Source organism: Candidatus Culexmicrobium sp. (assembly GCF_058356305.1).
The window spans coordinates 59,535-77,243 of sequence record NZ_JBTVBB010000004.1 but is presented as its reverse complement, the minus strand read 5'-3'; the positions used below and the strand labels follow the sequence as shown (position 1 = coordinate 77,243).

General features: G+C 34.5%; 16 protein-coding genes. 10 read left to right on the top strand and 6 right to left on the bottom strand.

Going from position 1 to position 17,709, the window contains the following annotated elements; translation table 11 throughout:
* Window positions 1-4: 4 nt before the first annotated feature.
* Both ACW8TM_RS00860 and ACW8TM_RS00855 read left to right on the top strand, forming a co-directional pair.
* Window positions 5-1,147, top strand: a complete 1,143-nt coding sequence (locus ACW8TM_RS00860) for a threonine synthase (protein ID WP_491531379.1) — start codon at window positions 5-7, stop codon at window positions 1,145-1,147.
* Window positions 1,148-1,171: 24 nt separating this feature from the next.
* On the top strand, window positions 1,172-2,776 hold the full coding sequence (locus tag ACW8TM_RS00855; RefSeq protein ID WP_491531378.1) for an N-acyl-D-amino-acid deacylase family protein: 1,605 nt from the start codon (window positions 1,172-1,174) through the stop codon (window positions 2,774-2,776).
* A 6-nt stretch (window positions 2,777-2,782) separates the two neighbouring features.
* Here the strand turns inward: ACW8TM_RS00855 and ACW8TM_RS00850 are convergent, their stop codons facing one another.
* Window positions 2,783-4,747 carry a S9 family peptidase gene (locus ACW8TM_RS00850; protein WP_491531377.1) on the bottom strand — a complete coding sequence of 655 codons (1,965 nt, stop codon included), beginning with the start codon at window positions 4,745-4,747 and terminating at the stop codon, window positions 2,783-2,785.
* Between the two features lie 395 nt (window positions 4,748-5,142).
* Here ACW8TM_RS00850 and ACW8TM_RS00845 point away from each other — a divergent pair, with 395 nt between their 5' ends.
* From ACW8TM_RS00845 to ACW8TM_RS00835, 3 genes are read left to right on the top strand one after another with little or no spacing between them, the layout of a single operon-like run.
* Window positions 5,143-6,000, top strand: coding sequence for a coenzyme F420-0:L-glutamate ligase (locus ACW8TM_RS00845; protein ID WP_491531376.1), 858 nt, complete (start codon window positions 5,143-5,145; stop codon window positions 5,998-6,000).
* Entirely contained in the window at window positions 5,981-6,946 is a 966-nt protein-coding gene (locus ACW8TM_RS00840) for a DUF166 domain-containing protein (RefSeq protein WP_491531375.1), read from the top strand. Before ACW8TM_RS00845 ends, ACW8TM_RS00840 begins: the two co-directional genes overlap by 20 nt.
* 14 nt (window positions 6,947-6,960) lie before the next feature.
* Window positions 6,961-7,902 (top strand): DUF166 family protein, encoded by a 942-nt coding sequence (locus tag ACW8TM_RS00835; RefSeq protein ID WP_491531374.1) that lies wholly within the window; start codon window positions 6,961-6,963, stop codon window positions 7,900-7,902.
* On the opposite strand, the gene mer is transcribed toward ACW8TM_RS00835, so the two are convergent.
* Both mer and ACW8TM_RS00825 read right to left on the bottom strand, forming a co-directional pair.
* Window positions 7,895-8,887: a 5,10-methylenetetrahydromethanopterin reductase gene (mer, locus tag ACW8TM_RS00830; protein ID WP_491531373.1), complete on the bottom strand. Its 993-nt coding sequence runs from the start codon at window positions 8,885-8,887 to the stop codon at window positions 7,895-7,897. The genes ACW8TM_RS00835 and mer overlap by 8 nt on opposite strands.
* Before the next feature lie 2 nt (window positions 8,888-8,889).
* Window positions 8,890-9,168: a hypothetical protein gene (locus ACW8TM_RS00825; RefSeq protein ID WP_491531372.1), complete on the bottom strand. Its 279-nt coding sequence runs from the start codon at window positions 9,166-9,168 to the stop codon at window positions 8,890-8,892.
* 116 nt (window positions 9,169-9,284) lie between these two features.
* On the opposite strand from ACW8TM_RS00825, the gene ACW8TM_RS00820 reads away from it, so the two are divergent.
* A complete protein-coding gene (locus tag ACW8TM_RS00820) occupies window positions 9,285-10,082 on the top strand; it encodes an ATP-binding protein (RefSeq protein WP_491531371.1) in 798 nt (265 codons plus the stop codon).
* On the opposite strand, the gene ACW8TM_RS00815 is transcribed toward ACW8TM_RS00820, so the two are convergent.
* Window positions 10,071-10,412, bottom strand: a complete 342-nt coding sequence (locus ACW8TM_RS00815; protein WP_491531370.1) for a CooT family nickel-binding protein — start codon at window positions 10,410-10,412, stop codon at window positions 10,071-10,073. The genes ACW8TM_RS00820 and ACW8TM_RS00815 overlap by 12 nt on opposite strands.
* 116 nt (window positions 10,413-10,528) lie before the next feature.
* On the opposite strand from ACW8TM_RS00815, the gene ACW8TM_RS00810 reads away from it, so the two are divergent.
* From ACW8TM_RS00810 to ACW8TM_RS00795, 4 genes are read left to right on the top strand one after another with little or no spacing between them, the layout of a single operon-like run.
* Complete coding sequence (locus ACW8TM_RS00810) at window positions 10,529-10,996, top strand: (Fe-S)-binding protein (protein ID WP_491531369.1); 468 nt, start codon at window positions 10,529-10,531, stop codon at window positions 10,994-10,996.
* The gene (locus tag ACW8TM_RS00805; RefSeq protein WP_491531368.1) at window positions 10,993-12,252 is read left to right on the top strand and encodes a molybdopterin-binding domain-containing protein; all 1,260 of its coding nucleotides are present in this window, start codon (window positions 10,993-10,995) and stop codon (window positions 12,250-12,252) included. Before ACW8TM_RS00810 ends, ACW8TM_RS00805 begins: the two co-directional genes overlap by 4 nt.
* A 9-nt stretch (window positions 12,253-12,261) precedes the next feature.
* Complete coding sequence (locus ACW8TM_RS00800) at window positions 12,262-14,622, top strand: hydrogenase iron-sulfur subunit (protein ID WP_491531367.1); 2,361 nt, start codon at window positions 12,262-12,264, stop codon at window positions 14,620-14,622.
* Window positions 14,619-15,902: a 4Fe-4S binding protein gene (locus tag ACW8TM_RS00795; RefSeq protein WP_491531366.1), complete on the top strand. Its 1,284-nt coding sequence runs from the start codon at window positions 14,619-14,621 to the stop codon at window positions 15,900-15,902. The genes ACW8TM_RS00800 and ACW8TM_RS00795 overlap by 4 nt, the downstream gene beginning before the upstream one ends.
* Here ACW8TM_RS00795 and ACW8TM_RS00790 read toward each other — a convergent pair.
* The gene (locus ACW8TM_RS00790) at window positions 15,899-16,291 is read right to left on the bottom strand and encodes a hypothetical protein (protein ID WP_491531365.1); all 393 of its coding nucleotides are present in this window, start codon (window positions 16,289-16,291) and stop codon (window positions 15,899-15,901) included. The genes ACW8TM_RS00795 and ACW8TM_RS00790 overlap by 4 nt on opposite strands.
* Window positions 16,269-17,708, bottom strand: coding sequence for an acetyl-CoA decarbonylase/synthase complex subunit gamma (acsC, locus tag ACW8TM_RS00785; protein ID WP_491531364.1), 1,440 nt, complete (start codon window positions 17,706-17,708; stop codon window positions 16,269-16,271). The genes ACW8TM_RS00790 and acsC overlap by 23 nt, the downstream gene beginning before the upstream one ends.
* Window position 17,709: the final 1 nt, after the last annotated feature.

The window sequence follows — 17,709 nt, the reverse complement described above, 5'->3', positions numbered from 1 at the left end:
AAAAGTGGAAACAAAAATTAACTATGAAATAAAATGCCCAAAATGTAGTGAAATACTACCATGGAACTACAGATATTGGAAATGTGATAAATGTCATAGTCCACTTAAAGTAAATATTCTAGAACTAGACATTAATAAAAATGAAATAAAGGAAAGACCATTTAACATGTGGCGATATAAGGAAGTGATCCCACTAAACATAAAAGTAAAAGTAACATTAGGAGAAGGAGGAACACCGCTAATCAAAAAGCTAACTCAAAAACATTTAATATCATTTAAACTTGAATACCTAAATCCAACAGGATCATTTAAGGATAGAGGAGCAAGTGTCGCAATAAACAGAGCAGTACTATTAAAGGCAAGAAAAATAGTAGAAGATTCATCTGGAAATGCAGGAACCTCTATATCGGCATATGCATCTACAGCTGAAATACCATCAAAGATATACGTACCCAAAAATGCGCCAAAAAACAAGAAAAACTTGATAAAAACATTTGGTGCACAAATAATCGAAGCAAAAAATCGTGAAGAAGCAGCAATGAAAGCAGTGATAGAATTAGGAGAAGATGATTACTATATTGGTCATTCATGGAATCCATTCTTTATAGAAGGAATAAAAACAATCGCCTATGAAATAGTTGAACAAAGCAACTGGCAACCACCAGAAAGAATAATAACTCCAGTAGGAAATGGAACATTACTCATAGGACTCTTCAAGGGCTTCAAAGAAATGATAAATCTTGGATGGATCAATAAAATCCCCCAACTAATTGCAGTACAAGCTGAAGGATACACGCCACTCTATAATGCAATTTACAATAAAAAATTAGTGAAAAAGAAAAAATCAAAGTTAGCAGATGCAATTAGAATAGCCAATCCACCAAGACTCAACGAGATGATTAAAGCAATAAGAGAAACTAATGGCAAAGTAATTGTCGTTACTGATAAAGATATAATTGTTGGACTCCGCAAACTAGTTAAAATGGGCTTACTCGTAGAACCTACCTCAGCAACAGCCTTTTCAGCCTATCTAAAAATAATAGAAGACATAGACACATATGAGAATACATGTATTATTCTAACAGGAAGTGGAATGAAAATGATAGACAAAATAGTGAAATTAACAACGATTAAAAATAAAAGCTGAACATAATTTTAAATGGCGTAGAAAATGGAGTTAGATACACTTATAATTAATGGAAAAATTATTGATGGCACTGGAAATCCATGGTTTAAGGCAGATATAGGCATAAGAAATGGAAAAATCATCATGATAAAAAGGAAAATAAAACAAGAAGCAAAACAGATTATCAGTGCAGACGGATTAATTGTATGTCCCGGATTCATAGACATCCATAGCCACTCCGACTACACATTACTTGTAAACCCTAAAGCTGAAAGCAAAATTAGACAGGGAGTGACAACAGAAGTTATAGGGAATTGTGGAAGCTCGGCAGCACCAATACTTGGGGAAATGAAGGATAGAGCTATGAAAATTAGTGAAAGATATGGACTAAAAATTGACTGGACATACATGAATGAATATTTAAATAAACTTGAAGAGAAAGGTGTTGCAGTGAATGTAGCAACATATGTTGGATTTGCAAATATAAGAATAGCTGTACTGGGATATGAAAATAGAAAACCAACTAAAAATGAACTGGAAGAGATGAAAAGTTTAACCGAAAGATCAATTGATGAAGGAGCAATCGGTTTATCAACAGGATTAAGATACGACCCTCAATCTTACGCTGAAACCGAAGAAATAATTGAAATCGCTAAAGTCGTAGCTAGAAAAGGAGGAATCTATGCATCACATATAAGAGATGAAGGAGATAGGGGAAAAGTAGTTGAGGCAATAAGAGAGGCAATAGAAATCGGAGAAAAAGCTCAAATTCCAGTAGAAATATCACATCTAAAAATACTTGCAAAACCACTATGGGACAAATGCGATTTAATTATAAAGTTAATCGAAGAAGCTAGAGAAAAAGGAGTTGAAGTAACTGCAGATCAATATCCATACTCTGCAAGTGGCACATCATTACTAGCATGGATACCAAAATGGGCCCATGCAGGAGGAAGAGAAAAACTGCTTGAAAGATTGAAGAACCATGAAACAAGAGAAAAAATAAAAGAAGAACTTATCAAAGTCATGGAGTTAAGAGGAGGAGCAGATAGAGCATTAATATCAAGATTTGATGCAGACCCATCACTAGAAGGGTTAACAGTAAAACAAGTAGCAGAAAAATGGAGAAAACCAGTAGAAGAAACCGCCATAAAGCTTGTAGAAATAGCAGTCGAAAGACAGTCGTCTCTAGGCATAATAAACTTCAACCAAAGTGAAGAAAACATATTAAAAATAATTAAAAGACCATGGGTTATGATTGCCACAGACGGATATGCCCTAGCTCCATATGGAATACTAAGCAAAGGAGTGCCTCACCCAAGAAGCTATGGAACATATCCAAGAGTCCTAGCAAAATATGTCAGGGAACAAAAAACCTTAACACTAGAAGAAGCTATAAGAAAGATGACGTCACTACCAGCAAGAAAAATTGGAGTATTAGATAGAGGAATTGTAAGACAAGGATTTTGGGCCGACCTAGTGATATTCAATCCCAAGGAAATAAAAGATGAAGCAACATTTACAAATCCAATGCAATACCCTAAAGGAATACACTTCGTAATCGTCAATGGAGAAATAGTAATTGAAGAAGAAAAACATACGGGAAGATTTCCAGGAAAAGTGTTAAGACATAATTCCAAAAATAGATAATTGTTTTTACTCTTTCTTCTTTAATTTCTCATTGAACCATTCAATTATATGCTTCAATCTTTCGATTCGATGCTTGGGCTTACCAGTTCTAGATAAATCATGCGTTTCTTTAGGAACCAATACTAGTTTAACATCCTTACCAAGCCATTTTAAAGCAGTAAAGAATTGTAATGCTTGCTCATAGTAACATCTCAAATCATCAATGCTATGAATTATCAACAGTGGGGTACTTACATTTTCAGAATAAGTTAATGGAGATTTCTCAACCATTTTGGCTATACTTTCCTTAGTCAATGGTTTTTTATCTAGACCACCTAGAATATGATCAAGTGTAAACCAGTAACCTATATCGCTAACTCCATAGAAGCTATACCAATTGGAAATACCACGCATACTAACTGCAGCCTTAAACCTGTCCGTATGACAGACAATCCAGTTTACCATAAAGCCTCCATAAGACCCTCCAACAACACCAAGTCTATTCTCGTCTATAAAATCAAAATTCTTAATTGCATATTCTAATCCTTCCATTATATCTTTATAATCCCTTTCGCCATAACGACCCCTAATATCCGCAAACTCTTCACTATAACCATCACTGCCGCGTGGATTTAAATAAACTAAAGCATATCCACTTGCAGTTATTAAATGAAATTCGTGTATAAAGGATGAACCATAAGCTGTTTTAGGTCCACCATGAATATAAAGTATAGTGGGAACCTCACCCTCATAATCTGAAGATGGCTCCATTATCCATCCCTCAACAATAACACCATCACTAGCCTTAAAACTAAACTTTCTAGGTTTAGACAACTTCAATTGACTCAGTATCGAATCATTAAAACTTGTTATTTTAACTTCCTTTAAGTTGCTCTTTATTACGTATAATTCAGGTGGCATAAGCTCATTCATGGAAGTGAAGGCAATAATGTGATTACCATCCTTTGAAGTAACTGAGAAACATTCAACACTTCTTTCCCCAGAAGTGACATTCTCAACCTTACCAGTCAATGTATTAATTCTATGAAGATTAACAGAGCCACTATCATGAATGATGAAATAAATATAATCATCAACCCATATGGGGCCATTCTCTCGACCAGGCCCTCTAACATCACTATTTAAACTATTAACAGTATTCCTATCTAAATTGCTAGTTAAATCAGAAATTTTGCGACTTTCAATTTCAATAGTATAAATGTGTCTATGACTAATTGTTCCTCGCCTAAAATTATGACCTCTAAAAGCTAATTTACGATCATCAGGACTCCATGACAATGAATCAATATTCATATTTGAGACAGTCAACTTAACCTTCTCACTACTCTTCAAATCATACACAAAAATGTCAGTTATATAGGGCTTTGAATCCTCTAACTTTGCTATATATGCAATCTTATCTCCCTTATGACTTATTGCAAAGTAATTTACATCAAATTCCCCCTCAGTAATTTGATTTAACTCACCGCTATTTACATCAACAATGAATAAGTGTCTACGCAAAGTGTTAATGAAACCTCTTCCATTAAACCAGAAAAGCAATCTATCTATAACCTTAACATCTTCCTGCAACTCACCGACATCTGATAGCATAGCCAACTTATTTTCATCTGGAAGCCATTCAATTCGGCTAATTGCAGTTTTTCTCTTCACAAGTAATCTCGGTTCACCACCATCTAAGCGGATAATCCATAACTCACTTCCACGTTCCTCCTTCTTTAACGTACGCCTCGAAGTAAATGCTAAATATTTCCCTGAAGGACTCCACCTAGGATTAGTGTCTTTTGGTCCATTCGTTAAACTATAAACATCATTTGATTCTAAGTCAGCAATCCAAATCCTATTAACATACTCATCCTCATCAAGATTCATTCTAGTCACAACAAAGGCAACTTTACTTCCATTAGGAGCAATTTGAGGATCAGAGACAAAGGTCAATTTAACTAAATCATCAACACTTATAGGCCTCAACACACCTCACCAATTATACATAGAATTATCTCCGAATTTATAATACTATCACCTAAATACAACAATTAATATGAATTAAAATAACAGTCTAACTGGAAAACTTATGAGTAAACAATTTAATTAAAAACAAAAAGTTTGTTAAATATTCTTAACAAAAGTTGAAATAGAGAGCTCTACTAATGGATTATCCTATTGTCATGATGTTAGTCACCTACACTTATTATAAGAAAATACAATGACTATAATCCCTCATGACTACAATAATTAAATAAATACCTAAATTGTTCGACTTAGAAAATTTACTGGAAATGACCCATCACTTCAAAAATAACAAGTAAAACTTTTATGTTCAACCGATTTTCAATTCAATGAAACATACATTAGGAGAAATGATCTTGAAATTAAAGGGCAAAGCTGTAAAGACTAAGTATTGGCTCCCTGGAGAGAACATATATAAGTACATAGTTTATATTGCTGATAAAATTGCACAAGACGGCGACATCATCGTAATATCTGAAAAAGCACTAGCAGTTGCTCAAGGAAGATTAATTGACGAAAATAAAATCAAGCCAAGCCTATTCTCCATGATTATAACTTACATCTTAATGAGAATTATTTGGGCATATATTTTAGGTCCATTATGTAAATTCAAACTCAGAACAATAAATTTCCTCAGAAACTATCCAATAAAAGAAGGAGCTGTCCATAAACAAATATGCCTCAGACTTTCAGGACCATTTCAAGCATTAAAACATTATTCAGAAGGAGGAATAGACTTAACTAACGTACCATACAGCTACGCATGTCTTCCTCTCGAAAATTCAATAGAAGTAGCTAAGGAAATTTGGAGAAAAATTTACAAAGAAACAGGGAAAAAAGTTGGCATACTGATAGTTGATAGTGATAAAACATATTCATTTGGCAGACTACACATCACTTCAAGACCCAATGCAATTAAAGGCATAAAACCATTTTTCGGAGTAATAGCCCTGATCATAGGTAGAAGTTTGAAATGGAAAATACGTGCAACTCCAATTGCAGCTGTAGGAGTCAAGCTAAATACTGATGAAATACTTAGAGTTGCAGATTTAGCTGACAAAATTAGAGGAAGCGGTGCAGGGGCTACTGCATGGGAAATAGCTGAAAGATTCCATGTTAACCCAAATGAAGTAACATGGAAAATGCTATTGTCAATCAAACATAAGCCAATAGTAATTGTGAGGTTAATTAAGAATGAGAAAGACAATCAGTGATATCATAAAGGAAGAAATGCAAAGAGATATGAAGCTACTCGAATTACTAAATGAAAAGGCTGTGATAGTGGGGGAATTCAGTGAGAGAGAAGTCTGGGGACCGAGCAATCTAAAAGTAATATTGATCTTTAGTGGAGATTATGGACTAAGAGTCCTTGAAAACATGATTAACAGTACTGGACACTGTATTAGTTGCGGCCATCTCTGCATTGAAAGACAATGTAAGTATAGCAAATATGGATTTGCTGAAAATATTGAACTTGTAATTGAAATGAAAAAACCTCAAGAACTACCAGATGTAATAGATAATCCGTATAATTATCTACCGCAAAGACTACCTAATGCAGACATCGTTCTAGCCACTGGACTTCACAGTGACATTTACATCGAATTACCAAATCTTCTAAGAAAAAGCGATATTAAAGCACTTATAATACTTCGTGAAGATCCCAAAGATGCACCCTATGGTGTTGTAAGGAGCATTCAAGAAGAATGTGGAGAATATGGAATTGAATTTGAAGCTCCAAAACCATCCTGTACACTTAGACCATGCAATAAAAAGACAATAGACCAATTTATAAAAGACTTCAGACTAGGGAAACCATTAATAGAAATAGAAACAACCAAAATTGCCAACATCGAAAAAATAACAGTCATAAAAGTCTACATCTCAGCTCCATGTGGAACTACATGGTATGTAGCAAGACAAATGTTAAATTATGAAATAAAAGATTTCAACGAAAGAGAACTTGAAAAATTGTATGATTTTATAGCACTTCACCATCATGCAGCACCATGTATCGGATCAATGAAATATGATATTGAGCTTGGCGATACCATATTACATTGGGGCTCATACATTGAAAGAGAAGCATATTTGAGGGCTTTAGGCCTAAATAAAGAACTTGAAAAAACCATAGAGAAGAGACTTAAGAGAAAATCCTAAGATAGGTGTCAACCTTGATATGTTATGATTATGATAATATAGCTGATGATGAATTACTTAAACTAAATAAACTGCCCGGATTCACCATTGGAGAAGCAAGTATAGACACATTGCAAAATGACATGAAAATTTGCATAATAATTTCTGAGAACTATGGAGAAAAAATAATAGAAAATCTAAGAAACACACCAGGACACTGTAATGTTTGCTCTACTAGATGTATTGGAGTAAAATGTAAATATGGGAAATACTCCTTTAAAAAGAACATCAATGTAGTAAAAATTCCAAGTGTATATGAACTTCCAGAAATAATAGAAGAGCCAGAGCAAGTAATAGGTGAAAAACTTCCTAAAGCGGAAATAGCTATAGCCACAGGACTCCATAACGACATTTATTTAACTCTCCCAGAAATACTTAAGAAATCAGGAATCAGGGCATTATTAATCCTGAGAAACAACCCTCAAGATGCACCATTAGGAGTCTCTAAACAAGTTAAAGAAAAATGTAAAGAACTTGGAATAGAATTTGACAATCCAAAGCCACCCTGTTTTTTATTGCCTAAAAAAGATAAACCCATTATAACCAAGTTCATTATGAAGTATAGAGTAGGTATACCATTCATAAAACTAGAGACAGTAAAAAGTGGAGATAAAATAAAAATTAAAGAAATTGAAATAAAAACCTCAGCACCATGCGGTGCGACTTGGTATATTGCAAGAATGCTACTTAACTATGAAGTCAATCTAGAAGGAAAATCTATTGATAAGCTATGTGGGTATATAGCTTCACTAAATCAATCATATTGTATAGCGTCAACAGCACATGACTATGAATTAGGAGACACTATAATTCACTGGGCTACATATATTGGGATAGAGACTGTTTTAAGAGCATTAAACTTAAAAGAAAAATTAAAGGAAATTGTTAGGGAAAGAACTCGAAGAAAACTTATTTAAAAATTGACATCACTTTTCCACTGAATAAATCTATTGATTTTCGTACATTTGGGCCTATTGGTGACCCAGCTACTACTTGAGTAACGCCGAATTTAATTAACTCCTCAATTTTCTTAACACAAATTTCCGGAGTTCCTGTAATTGAAAATGCATCTATCATTTTCTGATCAACCATAGAAAATGCATCCTTCCATCGAGCCTCACTTAAAGCCCTTTTAATTTCATCCACTTTATCAATGTCGATTCCATGACGCTTCAATATGAAGTCAGGACTACCTGCAACAATAAAGGCTACAACTCTAGTAGCTGCACTAAATGCTTTCTCATAATCCTCATCAATAGAGAGGGAAGTATAAGCAGCTATTTCCAGTTCCTCCAAAGACTTACCAGCACGTTTAGCACCTTTAGCTATATGTCTCATAGCTGCCTCAACATCCTTAGGATGAGAAGCATTAATTAGGACCCCATCGCCATACTTCGCTGCTAATCTCAACATTTGTGGACCTTGTGCCCCAATAAAAATTGGAATTTCACCAGCAACCTTAAAATTAAACTTTGCCTTTGGAATATGGAAGACCTTTCCTTCAAATTTAACCTTACCAGTCTGGAAAAGTGAACGGGCAATCAAAACACATTCCTTTACTGCTGCGACTGGAAGAGTCATTTCAACACCAAGACTAGCTAAGGTAGTTTTGTCACCAGGGCCAACTCCAAGCACTACTCTATTTGGAGCAATTTCACTTATAGATGCTGCAGCTTGGGCAGTTAAAACAGGGTTAACAAGATAAGGATTTGTAACCCCAATTCCAAGCTTAATTTTACTTGTATGTAAAGCCACCGAAGTTAATGTAACATAGACATTACGATTGTTATAGTGATCAGTAATCCAAATATAGTCAAAACCCCTCTTCTCAGCTTGAATAGCATAAAAAGTAGTCTTCCAGAAAGGTTCATAAGGTACAAACTCGACGCCAAAGCATACCATACCTAACCCTCCCTCAAAACTTCAGCCAATTTACTAAATCCTTTACTATTCAATTTTTCAATAGTTTTCTCAGGCTCTAGTTTCTTTACCACTCCTAGAAGAAACGATAATCCATTTTCAGTGAAAAGCAAATCCTCCTGCCAAAGTCTTATTAGCTTCCTTGCATCACTGCTACATAACTCTGACCCCTTTTTTGATTTTAAGATGATGTCAATTAGGATTGTACCTATTTTCTCTCTCTGTTCAGGAGTAAATTTTGAAACAACCTCTTTTATTACCATTTAAACAACCCCTAAAAAGTGGGGAAATATTTCTTAAATACTTAATCCTAGCCATAAATATCGCAACAAAACATGTTAATAGCTATAAAGCGCCATGAAAATATGAGGAAAGCAAGATGAAAATAGCAGTAACTGGTAAAGGAGGAGTAGGTAAAACAACTATTGCAGGGACCCTAGCCAGGCTTATGGGCAGAGGCGGTTTAAAAGTTATTGCAGTAGATATGGATCCCAATACCAATTTAGCATATACACTTGGACTAAATGAAAAGCAAGCAAGCAAAATCACACCATTATCAGTCAACAGGGAGCTATTAAAGAAAAAAATGGAAGTTTATCCAGGTTCACTTGAAGCAGGATTTTTCAAATTATACCCTAAAGTCGATGACATTATCGAACAATATGGAGTACAATGTCCAGATAACGTTACACTACTCGTAATGGGAACAATTCGAGATGGAGGCATAGGATGCCTTTGTCCAGCTCATGCTCTTATGAGAGCTTTACTTAGACACTTAATCCTCAAGAGAGGAGAAGTAGTCATACTAGATATGGAGGCAGGAATCGAGCATTTAGCTAGAGGAACTGCTAAAGGAGTTGATTTAATGCTAATAGTTATTGAACCAAGCATTAAATCCATTGAAACAGCAAAAAGAATTGAAAAACTCGCGTTAGACATAGAAGTTAAGGAAATAAGTGTTATTGCAAACAAGATTAGCAATGAAGAAGAAGAGAAATTTGTAAGAGAAAAATTAGAAAAATATGGCTTAAAATTATTCCACTTAATTCCATATGACAACAGAATAAAAATTGCAGATATGACAAGAACTCCTATAATTGACTATGCACCTAAGTCATTAGCTGTCAAGTCAATTTATGAATTAAAAAATAAAATAGTTAAACAACTATCCCTTTAATTTTATCCACAAGCTCCTTATCATCCTTGAACCTTCAGCTTTGATTTCCTCCCAAATTTCCTCTAAATCTTCACTATAAGTATTGGTCTTAACACATTCCTCATATTTATTGATAAAACTTAGAATTCTACCTATCAGTGGATTTGAATATAACTCTAAGGTTTCCTTAGGCACGTTTACTTCAGTGATAATGGCAGACTTAAGCTGAATCTCTTGACCAATAATATCTCTAAGCACTAGTGTACTTCCATGAAGCTTCACTAGAATAATGTCTTCAGCAACTTTCTTGGACTCAGCATCATCTCTTATGAAAACTTTAAACTCACACATATAACATCACTTTGCAATTGCATTAAATATATTTTAATTTTTTGTGCAGTAGCAACATTTAAAATTGAATAATAGTAGTTTTATAGATACATCAAATTAAGTAGGGATGCGGTGTTATGAGTAAAAAGCTAAATCCAATGTTAATATATAGGTTTTTACCAAAGACAAATTGTAAAGAATGTGGATATACATGTATGGCGTTTTCAATCAAACTTTTACAAAGGGAAGTAAAGCTTGAAGAATGCAAGCCACTATTTAGGGAAGAAAAATATAGGGAAAATAAAGCTAAACTTGAAGAAATACTCAAACCATTATATGAAGCAGCTGAAACATTAATCAAAATCGATGATGAAAAATGTATAGGATGTGGAAACTGCATTATAGCTTGCCCAGCCAATGTAAATATTGACCCAGAAGTAGGAAGAGGAAAGAATCCAACATCAAGTGAAGTCGTATTCACAGTAGTTAATGGGAAAATAAAAATACTGAACATTAAAAAATGTAGAAGATATCCACCTCACAGGACTAATTGTAGGATATGTGAACAAGTATGTTTAAGCGATGCCATTAAGGTGGTGGCATGAGGAGAATTGGAAATATAGTATGTACAGGTTGCTCATTAGCATGTAATGACTTAGTATTAGACATCGAAGATGAAAATAAGATTACTAATGTTTGGGGAGCATGTAGCCACGGAGCCAAGCGAATTAAAGAGATCATGACAAATAGACTTGAAGGAAGCGAAGAAAACATTGACAAAGCAATAGAAAAGGCAGTAGAAATATTATCATCCGCCAAAAAACCATTAATCTATGGCTTTGCAAATAGTTCTAATGAAGCTATTAGGTTAGGACTTGAATTAGCAAGGAAGGTTAATGGAGTATTTGATACACCTCCAAGTATATGTCATTACCATATACCAATAATTGAAGAAGTCAAAGCAGAAAAAATAACATTTGAGGATGTTTTAGATAAATCAGATTTTATAATGTACTTTTTTATAGACTTATCGAATACTCATTTAAGACATGCAAGTAAATATGCCATTTATCCGAGAGGAGAAGTAATAAAAACCGGAAGAGAAAGTCGAACAATACTAATGGTCGACTATTGGGAAAACAATTCAATGAAAATAGCGCACTATAAAATAACATTAACACCAGGTGAAGAACTGAAATTCATCAGAAAACTTAGAAAAACAATAGCTGATAGAAAAATTATCGGTGAAAAAAATTCCTGGTTAACCATCGAATCATGGCTACTCTTACTGGATGATATAAAAAAATCGAGTTTCATATCAATATTTGTTGGAAACCATATACTAACAAATATTATGGCAGCAGAAATTTATAGAGAAATTGTAGAGTTGATGAAGGATATTATGTCAGCCGGATTAATGAGTACGATAAGCCCATTGGCTGAGGAAGTCAACTCACTAGGTGTAGCATTAATTCCATATGAAATATTAGGGGCACCCCATGCAATCGACTTTAATGATGGAAATCCCACACATGAGCCTTCAATAACGAATGCATTCACAAAACTCTTAAATAATGAAATTGATGCCGCATTAATCGTTGAAAGCGATCTCTACACTCACATACCCCTATCAATAGCTAGAAGACTTAAAAAAATTCCAACAATATATATTGGTGAAAGAAAAACATTAACATCAAAAATAGCTAAAGTTAAGATTCCGAGATCAATTCTGGGAATTGAAGATTGCGGAAAGATCTATAGAACAGACGGTATAGAAATTGAATTAACACCCTTCATAAAACCACTACCTCCTGTTGAAAGTGAGAAAACAATACTCAAGAAACTTCTACAAAATATTTAGGTGATTATGTTGAATAGAAATAACATAGCACTGCTAATCTGCAAATGCGGGACAAACATAGCAGGAGTAATAAACATTGACAAAATAATTAGTGAAATCTCAAAAATAAAAAACGTCGCATGCCACATTCATGACCATTGGTGCAGTGAAGACGGATTATTAAAAATAAGAGAAATCATTACAAAAGAAAAACCAAGTAGAATTATAATTGCCTCTTGCACACCACATTTACATGAGAAACTGTTTAAAGAAAATGCCGAAAAGGCTGGATTAAATGGTGGCTATGTAAAGGTAATTAACATTAGAGAACAATGCAGTTGGGTTCATTGGCAAAACCCGGAACAAGCCACTAAAAAAGCACTTGATCTAATTAGGGCAGGTCTAGCTATAGCACCATACCTAACTCCAAAATATACAGTTAAGGTTCCAGTAACTAGAAGTGCATTAGTAATTGGAGGAGGAGTTGCAGGTATAACTGCTGCATTAGACTTAGCTGAGAAAAATATTCAAGTTTACTTAATAGAGAAAACAGGATTTCTGGGAGGCCATATGGCTAAACTAGACAAGGTATTTCCAACGTTAGACTGTAGCATATGCATATTGGGGCCATTATTATCTAAAGCTTATTCACATCCTAAAATAAGAGTTTACACTTTAAGTGAAGTAAAAGAAGTTCAAGGTACACCAGGAAGTTATAGAGTGAAAATCATTAAAAAACCAAGATATGTTGATGAAAGTGAATGTAACGGATGTAATAAATGTCTAGATGTTTGTCCAATAGAATTACCATGTGAATACAATCATGGACTAGGATTTAGAAAAGCAATAGTAAAGCCAGTCTCTGAAACAGTTCCAGTAGCACCCTACATTGACATTGAAAATTGTATTGGATGCATGTCATGCATAGGCGTATGTGATAAGGAAGCAATAGACTTTAATCAGAAAGAAGAAGAAATCAAGTTGAATGTTGGAGCCATAATAATCGCCACTGGATATAGTCTGCTTAGTAGAGAAGAATTAGCTGAATACGGTTATGGCAGATTTAAAAATGTCATATTAGGAATAGAACTCGAAAGATTAGTTAACCCAGATGGACCGACGAGGGGGAGGGTAGTCAGAATTTCAGATGGGAAAAAAGTAAAACGTGCTGCTATAATCTTATGTGCAGGGAGTAGAGATGAAAGATACCTACCATATTGTTGTAGATTTGGCTGTATGGCTGGATTAAAACATGCATGTTACCTGTCACTATTAAACCCTAAAGTTGAAGTATATGTTTTTTACATCGACATTAGAGCTCCTGGAAAAAGTTTCGAAGAGTTCTATCAGAGAATTAGAAAGAAAGAAAATATTCATTTCATAAGGGGAGTTCCAAGTGAAATTAAGGAAAATGACGATGGTTCAATTCAATTAACATTTTTTGACAATACTATAAATGAACTTTTCCAAATAAATGTTGACCTCGTAGTTTTAGAAGCAGGAGTTAAACCAGCTGAAGATAATAAAAAATTATCTAGAATCCTACGTATACCATTAAGCCCAGAAGGATTTTTCATGGAATATCATCCTAAATTGAGACCCTCTGAAACATTTATACATGGAATTTTCTTAGCTGGATCATGCCAAGGACCCAAAGACATTGCTGACACAGTATCCCATGCAGGATTAGCAGCATCTAAAGCAGCCTCATTACTAATGGAAGACAAATTGGAAATTGAAGTTCAAGCTCCAAGGGTAGACAACAAAAAATGTATTCTCTGTGGATTATGCATATTAGCTTGCGAGCACAACGTAATTAAAATGACTAGAGAAGGAATTAAGATAATTGAAGAAGCATGTATGGGATGTCAAGCATGTATAGCCACATGCCCAACTGGAGCATTAATACCAACAGTAGAACTAAGCAATGAAGCAATATCTGAAATGATAAAAGCGATACTGGAAGAAAAAAAAGAATTCCCATTAATAATAATATTTGCATGTAAATGGTGTGGCTATGAAGCATTAGACTTTGCAGGAATAAACAGAATACCATATCCAACCGGAACCAGAGTTATAGAAGTAGTATGCTCAGCAAGAGTAAATCCAATACACATACTGGAAGCGCTTAAATATGGTGCAGATGGAGTCCTAGTAATAGGATGTAGAGAACAAGACTGTCACTATAGAACTGGAAGAAAAAGAGCAAATAGAAAAATAGAGACACTAAAAGAGGCACTAAAAATTATGAAAATAAATTCAGAACGAGTAAAGATTATAGGTGCAGCAGCTTCAGAGGGAGAAGAAGTAGCAAAAGAGATTATAAAATTTGTTGAGAAAATCAAGGAGATAGGCCCACTAGGAAGCGAATTAAAAGGGGATGTACATTGAACAGTGAGAAACCAACCCTACAATTAACATCCATAGACCATATAATGGAATATGAATGGAAAGCAGAAAAACTAATTAAAAAACTAAAATTTCACCAAGAAAAATGCAATGGATGCGGATTATGCATTAAAGTATGCCCATTAGAAGCAATAATGCTTGGGCCAATAAGAGAAGTAGCTTCAGGCGAAATGGAAGCTCCATTAATAATTATTGATGAAACAAAATGCATAGCATGCCCAATATGCTCAGCAATATGCCCTTTAAATGCATTAACATTAGAATTTGAGGGGAAACCAGAATATGTAAAGGTTAAAGGCGATATTCAAATAGATAAGGAGAAATGTATACCATGCCTCTTATGTGAAAAAATATGTCCAAAAGAAGCAATCGAAGCAAAAATAAGGGTACTTGAAAAGGAGGAATTAGTAAAATATGAAAGCGATGAAGTTTGGGCTAAAGGTGAAATAAGCATCAATGAAGAAAAATGCATATATTGCGGTCTATGCGAGCTACTTTGTAACGCAATAAAAATTGTTTGGACAGAACCAAAGCCACCACTATTTAAAGCCGGTCTAGGAATACTAATCGATGAAGAAAAATGCGATTACTGCAAGTTATGCGAAAAAATTTGCCCAGTAGAAGCAATAAAAGTTAAGTGTGAAGCTTCAGCTCCCAGAGAGATTTTAGAACCAAAAATAGAGGGAAAAATAACCATCAATGAAGAAAAATGCATATATTGTAGATTATGTGAAGAAGAGTGTCCAGTAGAAGCATTAAAAGTTGAAAGAGCAATAAGAGGTGAAATTAAGCTAGTAAACTTAGACAAATGTGACCCTTCTGGTTGTAAAAACTGTGTGAATATATGCCCCGCAAATTCCATTTATGTGCCCAAGAAAGGAAAAGGTATAGAAATTTCAGAGAAAAGCTGCATATACTGTGGAGCATGCCAAGAAGCATGCCCAGAAAATGTAATTTATATCACTATAAAAGAAATTAAAATAAAAGATATCGATAATTTATGGTCAAAATCGATAATCAAACATCTAAATAAGGTTATTGCAGAATATTCTCCACCACCACCCAAAGTATATGTAAGGAATATTAGACCGCCTCCAAGAATAATTGAAATTCCTCCACCAGCACCAGTTCCACCTAAACCGAAAGAATTTGAAGTTGCAAGAAAAATAATAGATGAACTTATAGCTAATTTGAAGTCTAGAAAGATGAGAGCATTAATAGAACTAGGAAGAATTGATAAATTGAAAGAAACTCTAATCTAAACTAAATTATCTATGAAAGTTGGAGGACAATTTGCTGGCTTAACTGTAACAGTAATTCTCCCATAAACCGGCTGACCCTCACTATTAATAATAGGAGGCAAAAGAGACATAGCCCATGGACTTGGAGGTAACACAATAAAACCCTTATTCAACTTCTCTAATTCGAAGACTCTTACTACCACTTTAACCCCGAGGAAGGATAGTTCAATGCAGTCTCCATCCTTAAGATTTAATTTTTTCATATCAAATGGAGATAAAAATGCCACGGCAGATGACTCAACATACTCTTTGCTACACGTACTAACTTGAGAAGCTAATTTTTGATTATGAAGCGGTAATATTAATAATTTCAAATTAATCATTAACTCACGCTTCTCCCTTACTTTCACCAAATATCTCTGGAATCCATATTTTCTCTAGAAACTTTTTAATACCAGCTGAATCTCTGGGACCAACAAATACTTTCCAATCTTTAAGCATATCTTCAAGTTCACCACTTAAACGTGCTGCATATCCAGGTAATATAATGCTATTATGCTTCACCTTTTCAGCTAAATTATATTCTTCAATTAATTCAACTATTTTGTCTGAAGTAAACTTCTTACCAGCTACAGCTGACTGAACACTTGTACCTTCAGTATCAATTACTAGTAGCCATGCATCAGTCTTTGCCTTCTCAACATCATCTTTAACTAGATAGTAGGTTAGAGCGAAATTACCTGTAACTAATAGCGGTGAATTTTCATTTGGTTTACCTATTTCATATAACCCTGGCTTAACTGAAGGTGGAACTCTTGGATCAGTATACACACAGTCGCGCCACACTATTGATGGTAGAATGGACCACACATCTATGCTATGCAATATTAGTATATCAGCATATCTAGCCATTAGACTACATGCTAGAACTGCCTCCATAAAGGCTTTTTCCTCAGGGGATTTTTCTCTAGCTAACCATGCTACCGCTGGAACACCTAATAAGGGATAACCTAAAGCTGAATCCCCTGCATTAATTGCAGCATATCTTAATGCAGTAAAAACACTAATCGTATCTATTATTGATGAATTGGTGTAAGTTCCAGGATCAAGAACTATTTCATCTTGATTATAGTGCTCCTTTATTGAAGTTGAGAGAGACTTTAACATCTCCAAGTTCCCTGGAGTCGAAATTACAAGTGGACACTCATACTTAATAGATAATGAAGCTACATCCTTCCAGTTTTTCTCATTGGCGGCATATATCAATGGTTTTCTATTTCTTGATACAATTAATGCTTCTTCAAGAATTTCAGGATCATAAGAGCACAAAATAAACGGCTTTTGTGTTAACTCCATAACTCTTGCTACAGTTTTAGCAAATTTCTCTGCAGAACCAGATACACATTTAATAGCAAAGCCATCAAGTCTTAACTCCCTACCAATTCGCACATACACGAAGTTGTCCACAAATTCAATTCTCTTCTTCAATTCTTCATTATTCATTTCATCATGTACATCAATTATTAAGGCTGTTTGAAAACGCCAAGTCCATTCATGACGATAAATTACGTCTTTACCACCAATTTTTATTTGAATCGGTGGAACGCCAAATGTCACTTCCTTAACTGCAGGTCTTAAAAGTTTTAATAGTTCCTTCAGCTTAGAAGCATACTTTTTCTCTTTAAAAAGAGGAGTACACTTCTCAATAGATACCTCCCGTTCAATTAATCTACTAGCAAAGGCCATGCAACTTTTTTCTCCACATTCACCACAATTAGTCTTGGGAAGAAATCTATAAACATGAAGAGGATTTAATCTCTTAGGCATT